Origin of the sequence: Piscirickettsia litoralis (assembly GCF_001720395.1) — a bacterium.
GTDB lineage: Bacteria > Pseudomonadota > Gammaproteobacteria > Piscirickettsiales > Piscirickettsiaceae > Piscirickettsia > Piscirickettsia litoralis.
The window spans coordinates 1,136,065-1,145,239 of sequence record NZ_MDTU01000001.1; the positions used below are offsets into that span (position 1 = coordinate 1,136,065).

Genomic DNA, 9,175 nt, shown 5'->3' on the forward strand with positions numbered 1-9,175 from the left:
AGATTTAAAAAAAGTCTAATAAAGAACCAGCAGATGTAGCAAAATGAATAGCAACTGCAAGTTTATCCTTATCTTTATTTTTTAGTGCACTAAGAATATGCTCATTAAAATTAGCAGCCAGATCAGAACGGTTTTTAAACCTACTCCAACCTTCCCAGCTTGCTAATATATCTATTTTTTCAAGTAGTTTTTCCCCATAGTTATCACTTTTTTCAGACGAAGTTACAAATTCTTCAAGATCTTGAATTTTTTGATTTTCTAACGCCTTTCTAATTTCAATAATCTGTTTTTCTATAGCCATACCCTAACCTCAACTCATCATCACCCTCTGGTTGAAATCAACAATAACCTGAACCAGTTTTTTTACTACAGAAAAATAAAGAAGAATGTTAAGCTCTGTTATAACGCTATCAACTGCTTAGATTTTCATATAAAAACTCTATTGTATTTAATATCTCTTAATCGGATAATTCTGGATAATTGTATAACTATACTTTGCTGTATAAATAAAGATATAGAGGATGAGTCATGGCTAAAACTGAAGAAAAAGTATGCGATAAGGCAGTAGACACGCTTGAGAAGTTATCTGATAGAGAACAACGTGCATTACTTGACTTTCTAGATGTTAAAAGTACAGTGGATTTTGCAGAAAAGTCTCCGCTCATCATAAAGCGTGCGAAACAAATGTCCACATTATTCCATGATAGAGCACAAATGGGTGATCAAGCTGATCAAAGCCCTTCCCCAACAACGCCTCAACATGATTAGGCTAGACTCAAAGGGGAGTGTATAAACCAACTTCCCACCTCCATTTCACCAAGCAGCTCCTCATATTTTATAAGAATAAATTACCTTTCAAACCCCTTTGCTTATAAGAGCGTTGACTTAAATTTCATCAAAACTGAAAAAATTTCTTTTTTTTCAATTGGATACATTTAAATTTGCGCATATCTTATTCTCCAGAAATTAAACAATACACTATGGAGAAGTTTACATGTCAACGCCAGAAAGCCACCTTCAATTAAGGATTAATTCTACACCAAGTTATGACTCTATACTCACAAGCAATGAAGAGCCATTACAGACATCAGAAAAATCACCAACGTCAACCCCAGAGTTCAAACACACCGGTGAAGAAGAACTTGATCTTGAGGCAGGAAACGATAGCCTTCTAAATGATAGCTACCGAGCTTTTTTTAATGATATTGAAGCTTCTGAAGACACAGAAGGTCAAAAAGGTTTTTTTGAAAGAAACCTGAACTTAAAATCTGATTTTGCAGGCTATGTATTTTCCGGTCTCGCCGCTTGGGCGTTTAATGAAGGTGTTAAGCGCTTTAATCTCCAGCAGCGCCCAAACAAAGAAGACAATAAAGCCTGGCCAAGTGGTCATTCGGGCTGGGGAGCAATGCTTGCTGGGCTTGCTTTTATGATGAGTCAAGATAAAGAAATAGAATTCTGTGGTAAAACACTCACATTCAGCAAAAAAGGCGTCTTTGCTGTCGGTCTCGTTGATGCGTTAATCACTATGGCAGGACGTGTCTTTGCTAAAAAACATTGGATAGGAGATACCTTATCAGGCTTTGCAATTAGCGCTCAATTTAGCATGATTGCGGGTAATTTATTAGCTGCTCGACGAGGTCAAAACACAGGAACTTCTACTAGTTACACTAGAGAAAGCATTGTACAAACACTATCCCTATTAAGTGCCATGGTATCCAACCCTTTGGCTGCTATTCCCTTGCAATTATCACTCGCCGTAGCAACACAGATTTCTGAGTATTATGCGAAAGGAACCGTCTATGGAAATAAAGTCAATGGGTTAGCTGACGTCGTACCAGCTATTCTAAAAGGGTTATTCGCTGCAAATTTGCATAACTATAAAGATATGTCAAAAAAAGAATTTGTTGCAGCCGTTTTCCAATTAGTCGCAACTTATGGAGGCATGGCAGCTAATTTTGCTAATTTGCCATTTACACAAAACAGTGGCTGGAAAACTGCTCTGGAAAAGAGCATTTATAAGCATTATGACAAATACCGTGAATATGCAGAGCTTGGCACCTGGGGAACAGCGATGCTCAGCGTTGTCGGAGGCACTGGGGTTTCATTAATGCGAAATTCTCCCAAAGAAAATAACTCCACACGTGAGCAATCCACAACTCCATTCATCGATGAGATTAATAGCCCAATGAAAGTAGAAAAAGGCATACTAACCTCTCTTGAAGAAGACGAAGAGGTTATATCACCGAATAGTTCAACAACAACGATATTTCTCGATAATAAGCGATCATCAATCCAACAACAAAGAACAAGTAATGACGTCGTTATTGACATAGGTGAGTAACTAATTATAAACCAACCTGTCAACCCCTAGATTATTACCTACAGGGCGATCAGCTTCTAATAAGAAACTATTGCCCTGTATAGCAATCTTTCTATCGAAATTATTAATTTTAAAAAACAAACAGTAAAATCATAACCAGTTGTTATTTATATTAATTTAACAGTTAAAGGAAACTGCTTATTTTTTATGATCTCACTTTTTCCAAGGCAGAACCATAATATTATATTTAATAATAAATCAAAGAGTTATAAGTTTTTTATTGCTAAAAATATCTTTTAAGCTATCATAAGCTCTTCAAGCTAATTCGAGTTTTTTTGAATTAAGTCTATAAAGAGAGCTTTACCAATGTTAAGTTATAGTTTCTATCATCTGGACCCTAGCTATATTTTGGTTCTTAGCACTGCCTTTATTGAAGCCACTGCATTGCTATTTTTAATCATCGCTGATTCAGTCAGCTTTATAGAAAAAGACCCTTACCTACAGCTACCAAATTTCGTTATTTTAGCGACTATGGCAAGCACCCTTCATAACCAATTGCTTTTTCTGCTAGGACGGTTCTTTGGCAACCACCTGTTTAAGACATTTCCCAAAATAGAAAAAAAGTCTATAAAAATCAATAATATTTTCCAAAAATATGATATTTTACTGATCCTCTCCATGCGCTATTTATACGGCCTGCGTATCGCTGCCCCAACAGTTTTAGGTATGTCTCAAATATCATGGTCACGCTTTTTAATGTATGATTTAATCGGTGGGTTAATTTGGTCATCTTCTCTGATTCTAACAGGCTATTTTTTTGGTATGAGCTTAAAGCAAGTATTAACATGTCCAAATCATTACTCTCTTGCTCTTATTAGCATTATCATACTATTTACCTTATTCATTTTTTTGAAAAAAAGATATAAAAACAAAGAGTAATAATTTGTTTTATTTAATTTTTGATTTAATTTAATTAAAATCTCTCTGTTTGTCTCCTCTAAACCAATTAGCCTTTGATTGATTTCATTTAGCTGTTTTCTCAACTTCTTTTCTGGCTTTTTGCTTTTCTGTAGCTGTCCTCTGTCAATAAAATATGCCGTTAGGTTAGAAGAGACCAAAGAGAAAAGCCCAATGCCAATTAGCATTAAACCGATAGAAAAAATTCTCCCTACAACCGAACTTGGCACAATATCTCCATAACCGACAGTCGTAACCGTTTGAAAAGCCCACCATATGCCTTCTATTACAGAGTTCACCTGAGGATCAATATAGGCCTCTAATATGCCGCTCAGTACGGTCACAATTAAAAAACCAAAAGAGTCGCACCAAACTTATTACGAGACAGAATTTGGTGGCAATAATAAAGTTGAGGCAAAATGAGTCGCAATAAGACGAGCAAGCGCAAATACTTCAATATAAAAATATACTGAATATTCCACATCCATAAGGTAGGAACCATACCAATGATAATAACGAGGTTTAACCAATTTGTAGTAAAATAATATATTTTATTCTTGGTTAATAGCAGCATCGTTATTGTTTCAGTTAAGAATAATAACCATATAAACCAATTAATAGCGTAGGAATATGAATGACTGATGATACCTTTACTTTCTAACAACCAATCTGTAGGAAGCCCAAAAAGAGCGGCGAGCATCAGAAAACCGAATATTTTTCCACAGCGCCTGGTAATGGCAGTCTCATCTTTGCCAATGATACCAAAACCTAATAAATAATGAATGTTCATATGTGTTTTGCTTACAATTTTTCTCATAAATACAGCCGAAGCAGCGCTTCCACACCTTACCTAATTAAATAAAAATCTTTATAGATACAACCAAGATACTAACCATAAAGAAAAATAACAAAATAACAACTGAAAAAACACCCAAAAGGCTACAAATTGAGAAAATCAATATATAACAATAAGATACAGTCAAAACACGCTTCAAAGGCAACAGAAGTTTATTCTTGTTGACATCATAGACATAAAAATGTTAAAAATTGTTTACAATAACCGATTGTTTCTTATGCTAAATTAAATAGTAAGCTACAAAAAACATATAGGACAACCACAACTATGCTAACAAACCGGGAGACTCACTACCATTATATTGCACAAAAAGGCAAGTTGATGTTTTGCGACTTAGCCACAACCAAGTTGTTTGAGCAACTTAAAGTTAATTTTAAAATTGGTGACTCAGCGAGCCCTCTCGATTTTTTCAAGTTCCCACTCGGATCAAACTACTTGCTCAAGGATGTTCTAAATTTAAGATCAGGCAAAGAAACTTCTATATCTCGTCAAGGCATCGCGGTTTCTCACAATGTATTTTTTTTGCTACGATCACACGTGAACCACTATTCTCGGAAGATAAAGTCGTTGGAATCGTCCATAAGGGTGATTTAAGCCTTAATCAAATTGCCAATCACTCTTGCTTTCAAAATGTTACCCCTTTAACTTACAATAGCGAGAAATTCTCAAAAGCCGACCTGCAAGTTCTTCTTCTTCTTGCCCAGTTTAACGACATAAAAGCCAAAGAAATCGCTACAACATTAGGTATTCAAATGCGCACGGCCTACATGTATAAGTACGAGCTACTTAACAAACTCAGAGATACCTTTGGCTTTGATAATGAAATTGATTATAACCACTGTGTAGCAAAGTTATTACACCTTAGTGACTACAATGAGAATCACCTATTATTCATTCCCGATGATAAGCTTCAAGAGCACTTCCAATCTTTAAACAAAAAACGGACAAGAAAAAACTTGCTTGAGCCAGTAAATAACTTCGACATTCAAACCTCCCTTTATCTTTCCATTAAAGGTCTTTTAGAAAGGGCAAAGTCAGCATGACCAGCTCACTTTAGCATCTCTCGCACTCTAATATTACAAATACAATTAACCGCTTTACCTAAACTACCCTACACTTTAAGTATCAATCACTTATAATAACAAACTTTATACTCTTAAATTTAAGGCTTCATGATTTGATCCAGATTAACAATGTGAGCAAATCATTCGACCATGGTGCAAGCTATGCCGTCAATCAAGTCACTCTAGATGTGACCCCCAGTGAGTGTCTAGTTATTTTGGGGACTTCTGGCAGTGGCAAAACAACGCTACTCAAGATGATTACCGGCCTATTGCCTTTAACTTCGGGGGAAATACGCTTTAAAGAGACTAAAATCAGTGAAATTAGTAAAACGGCCATGAACGAGAAAATTGGTTTTGTTTTTCAGCATTCTGGCTTATTCCCTCATATGACCGTTTTTGACAATATCGCTTTACCCCTAAAAATTTCGGGTAAGAATAAATCATTTCAGATTCAACGTGCTGAAGAATTAATTAATAGCGTCGAACTCGATAATAGCTACCTCTCTCGTTACCCTGACGAGCTCTCTGGAGGTCAGAAGCAACGCATTAATATTGCTCGCGCCTTGGCCATGAACCCTGATTGCCTACTCATGGATGAGCCTTTTAGTGCGCTCGATGCCATCACGCGCCATAGCTTACACAATGAGGTTAAGCATCTTAGAAGTAAGTTTAACAAAACTATTATTTTTATTACCCATAACATTTTCGAAGCCTTTATTCTCGCCGACCGTATCGCTATTATGCATCAGGGTAAGCTCGAACAGCTCGATACGCCGAGCGAGATTGTCAGAAAACCAGCCAGCGACTTCGTCAATGATTATATCACTCAAGCCTTTCAGCCCTTACAGCAAAATGCCCACTTTTTAGGCGATAACAATGTTTAATCCTCTGATCCAGTTTCTCGCCAACCACCAAAGCGAGCTTGTACTTAAGCTTTACCAGCATATTTATATTTCTATTACCGCATTATTCGTTGCAATTCTCATTGGCATCCCACTTGGGGTTTTAATCTATTATTATCCACGCTTTCGCCCTTTTACCTTAGCGACAACCAATATTTTACAAACCATACCAAGCCTTGCCTTGCTGGCCTTTTTTATCCCCTGGCTTGGCATTGGCTATCCACCAACCCTCGTTGCATTACTAGCTTATGCCTTATTACCCATTGTCCGCAGTACCTATACAGGGCTAGAGAGCGTACCTGCTGAATCGATTCATGCTGCCGAGGGCTTGCACTTATCGAAAACTCAATCGTTAAAATTAATTTTATTGCCTTTAGCTTGTCCATCAATTATTTCAGGGATTCGCGTAGCCGCAGCGATGACGATCGGCATTACCACCATCGCCGCATTTATCGGTGCCGGAGGCTTAGGCGATTTTATCACCCAAGGCTTATCCACCAGTGATAACAAATTAATTCTACTCGGCACAATCCCAACAGCCTTACTCGCTCTTGTCGTTGATGCTATTTTAGCCCTAATCGGCATATTACTCATCAAACGCAAGCGCGAGCAAATTAAATTCAAACGCACTGGTATTTTCTTCATTACAGTCCTTTTCATCGCAACGATTACCATGATCGGCTCACATTTTATTAATTATTCTAAAAAAAATCACGATCATCATCGCTAGCAAAAACTTCACCGAGCAATACATTCTTGGGCAGATGATTGCCCTGATGATAAAAAACCATACAAATTTAAATGTAGAAACCAAGCTTAATCTGGGTACCACCGCCATAGCTCAAAATGCCCTACTCAAAGGTGAAATCGATCTTTATCCAGAATATACCGGCACCGCCTACCTAACGGTACTACATAAAAAATACAACCCTAATTTATCAACACAAGCCATGTTCAATACTCTTAAAGCAGACTACCAAAAGCAGTTCAACCTCACCTGGCTCCCACCTTTTGGCTTTAATAATTCTCAAACAATTGCTATCCCTAAAGCGCTCGCTCAAAAATTAAATATTTCCAATTTGAGCCAACTTGCCCCTTATCTCAATCAAATCACCCTCGCTGCTCCTCCTGAGTTTCTCGAGCGCGCAGATGGCCTTAAGGGCTTAGAAAAAGCCTATCAGCTTAAATTTACTCATATCCGTCAAATGACACCAGACTTAATGTATGCAGCCTTAGCCTCAAAGCAAGTCAATGCGATTTTAGCCTTTACTACCGATGGCCGCCTTCAATCACATAATTTGCAACTATTAGACGATAACAAGCACTTTTACCCACCTTATGACGCTGCGATTATTATCCGCGAGCAAACGCTAAAACAACATCCAGAGATTTATTGTGCATTAAAACCATTATTTAATCGATTAAATAATAAAACTATGCAGACTCTCAACAATCAAGTCGACAGTCTGCATAAAACGCCTTATGAGGTGGCTAAGAACTACTTAAAAACCAATCGGCTACTAAGTAGGGATTTATCATGCACAAACAACTAACTTTCCACCACCATTGTCGTCGTTTTTTTATTGCTACCTTCTGGCTCTTTATGAGCGTGCCAGGAAAATAGGTTTTGAAGAGAAATTTTTCGTTCTGATTTCTTTTTAGGCGCAAAGTCTCCTTTCTCTTCACTTGCATTTTGTATTATATCTAATGCTGACATGCCATTATTACTCCGAGCTTTATTATACAATGTTTGTGTCCATTTATCTCTTGAGTAAAGAGAGTATTTACCACTGGCTTTAGTGCCATCTAGGCTCGCAAGGTTATCTAACAGTTCCTTCTGAAGGTTTTCAGGAGTAACAGGCTTAATACCCATTTGCTCCAGTGTCTCTTTTTTAGTATTCGGGTCATCAAGCATGGTAATTACTTTTTGTTCATAAGATGAACTAAGCTTAGGACTGAGTGTAATAATAGCTTTGTGTAAATTCTTAGGAATTGTATAAGCTTTGCCATCAACATAAACTGGCTCACCCGAATATTCACCTCTTACTTTTTTAACTTTAGATTGTGCTTTTTCGAGCAGAGGTATCAACCACTTTTTACTCTCTTCGGTTACAGATAATAGATTACTTTTTTTAAAATTATCAACTCCAGAATCAATTAACCTACTCATCTCTTCATGGGTCTTAGCCTTCTCCGTTGCAGCAACGAGTATCACTCCCTTAAGAGCGGGCTTTTGAACTTTTGTAGGTATAGTTCCATCAGTAAAGTGCTTTTCTGCCATTTCAGGGTTTCTTCTTAGCTCTTCAGCAAGAAAACACTTCACTATACTTTCATCTCTAAGGTAATTATCTACAGCATAATTATTACCATTTACATTATTTTTATTGTTATACTCTAAAATAGCTGCCTTAACAATAGAGTGAAAAAGATCATCCTTACCACCCTTTGGGTACAATTTTGATATTTCAAGAACAAGATCTCGATAGCCATCTTCTTTCTTATATGATTTACTACCAATAACCTTAGCTGATGATTTATTTGGATTAACAGTTCCTTTAATAACTTCTTCTAATTCTGAGAAATAATTTTCTTCAAAACCATTCAGGATTCTAAATAACACAGAGTCAGATGAAAGCTTCCCCCTTTTTAAATTCAGAAGCTCACCAGTTCTTTTAAACGGCATAATACTACCTCTACTACCTAATTTAATGCTTTTGCCTTAAGCCAGATATTAGAGCAGGTTGATAGGTAGTTCTATTGAAAAAAAAAACTTTTTATCTGCTTAAGACAATTTAAGATAAATTTAAGGTTTGTTATGCAATATAGTAGACCACTTCATAGAAACTCCCTAACATTTTGATTTATAATCCAATAATAAGAAACAGAGAAGTGTTTATCATACCAACAGCTTACTCAGTAGACTTTAGAACAAGAGCAGTAAAAGCCTATCAAAAAGGGAGATATCGTTAAGCAAAAATTGCAGATCAAGCTGGTATCATCAGAAACGAGTCATGGCAACTCAATTATCACCAATACACAACCACCATCCCACAGCAGCTCTTGTCTCTTCAGCGAC

Annotated in this window: 11 protein-coding genes; 7 read left to right on the forward strand and 4 right to left on the reverse strand. The window is 36.8% G+C overall.

Annotated features, from left to right (window positions below):
* Positions 1–4 precede the first annotated feature (4 nt).
* Positions 5–301 (reverse strand): hypothetical protein, encoded by a 297-nt coding sequence (locus tag BGC07_RS05410; RefSeq protein ID WP_069312266.1) that lies wholly within the window; start codon positions 299–301, stop codon positions 5–7.
* 227 nt (positions 302–528) lie between these two features.
* Between BGC07_RS05410 and BGC07_RS05415 the strand changes: the two genes are divergently transcribed.
* The 3 genes from BGC07_RS05415 to BGC07_RS23825 all read left to right on the forward strand — a co-directional run bounded on the left by BGC07_RS05415 (position 529) and on the right by BGC07_RS23825 (position 3,259).
* Positions 529–768 (forward strand): hypothetical protein, encoded by a 240-nt coding sequence (locus tag BGC07_RS05415; protein WP_069312267.1) that lies wholly within the window; start codon positions 529–531, stop codon positions 766–768.
* A 226-nt stretch (positions 769–994) separates the two neighbouring features.
* Positions 995–2,341 carry a phosphatase PAP2 family protein gene (locus BGC07_RS05420; protein ID WP_069312268.1) on the forward strand — a complete coding sequence of 449 codons (1,347 nt, stop codon included), beginning with the start codon at positions 995–997 and terminating at the stop codon, positions 2,339–2,341.
* A 345-nt stretch (positions 2,342–2,686) separates the two neighbouring features.
* Entirely contained in the window at positions 2,687–3,259 is a 573-nt protein-coding gene (locus tag BGC07_RS23825; protein ID WP_069312269.1) for a DedA family protein, read from the forward strand.
* On the opposite strand, the gene BGC07_RS19320 is transcribed toward BGC07_RS23825, so the two are convergent.
* Positions 3,178–3,621, reverse strand: a complete 444-nt coding sequence (locus BGC07_RS19320; protein WP_158006875.1) for a potassium channel family protein — start codon at positions 3,619–3,621, stop codon at positions 3,178–3,180. The two genes, BGC07_RS23825 and BGC07_RS19320, sit on opposite strands and share 82 nt — an antisense overlap.
* A 2-nt stretch (positions 3,622–3,623) precedes the next feature.
* On the reverse strand, positions 3,624–4,094 hold the full coding sequence (locus BGC07_RS05430) for a hypothetical protein (RefSeq protein ID WP_069312270.1): 471 nt from the start codon (positions 4,092–4,094) through the stop codon (positions 3,624–3,626).
* Positions 4,095–4,885: 791 nt separating this feature from the next.
* Here BGC07_RS05430 and BGC07_RS05435 point away from each other — a divergent pair.
* The 4 genes from BGC07_RS05435 to BGC07_RS21205 all read left to right on the forward strand — a co-directional run bounded on the left by BGC07_RS05435 (position 4,886) and on the right by BGC07_RS21205 (position 7,652).
* Positions 4,886–5,176 carry a hypothetical protein gene (locus BGC07_RS05435; RefSeq protein WP_069312271.1) on the forward strand — a complete coding sequence of 97 codons (291 nt, stop codon included), beginning with the start codon at positions 4,886–4,888 and terminating at the stop codon, positions 5,174–5,176.
* A gap of 134 nt (positions 5,177–5,310) precedes the next feature.
* Positions 5,311–6,081 (forward strand): ATP-binding cassette domain-containing protein, encoded by a 771-nt coding sequence (locus tag BGC07_RS05440; RefSeq protein ID WP_069312272.1) that lies wholly within the window; start codon positions 5,311–5,313, stop codon positions 6,079–6,081.
* Positions 6,074–6,829: an ABC transporter permease gene (locus tag BGC07_RS21200; protein WP_201258123.1), complete on the forward strand. Its 756-nt coding sequence runs from the start codon at positions 6,074–6,076 to the stop codon at positions 6,827–6,829. Before BGC07_RS05440 ends, BGC07_RS21200 begins: the two co-directional genes overlap by 8 nt.
* 34 nt (positions 6,830–6,863) lie before the next feature.
* The gene (locus BGC07_RS21205; RefSeq protein ID WP_235602955.1) at positions 6,864–7,652 is read left to right on the forward strand and encodes a glycine betaine ABC transporter substrate-binding protein; all 789 of its coding nucleotides are present in this window, start codon (positions 6,864–6,866) and stop codon (positions 7,650–7,652) included.
* Here BGC07_RS21205 and BGC07_RS05450 read toward each other — a convergent pair.
* On the reverse strand, positions 7,649–8,782 hold the full coding sequence (locus BGC07_RS05450) for a hypothetical protein (RefSeq protein WP_069312273.1): 1,134 nt from the start codon (positions 8,780–8,782) through the stop codon (positions 7,649–7,651). The genes BGC07_RS21205 and BGC07_RS05450 overlap by 4 nt on opposite strands.
* Between the last annotated feature and the right edge of the window lie 393 nt (positions 8,783–9,175).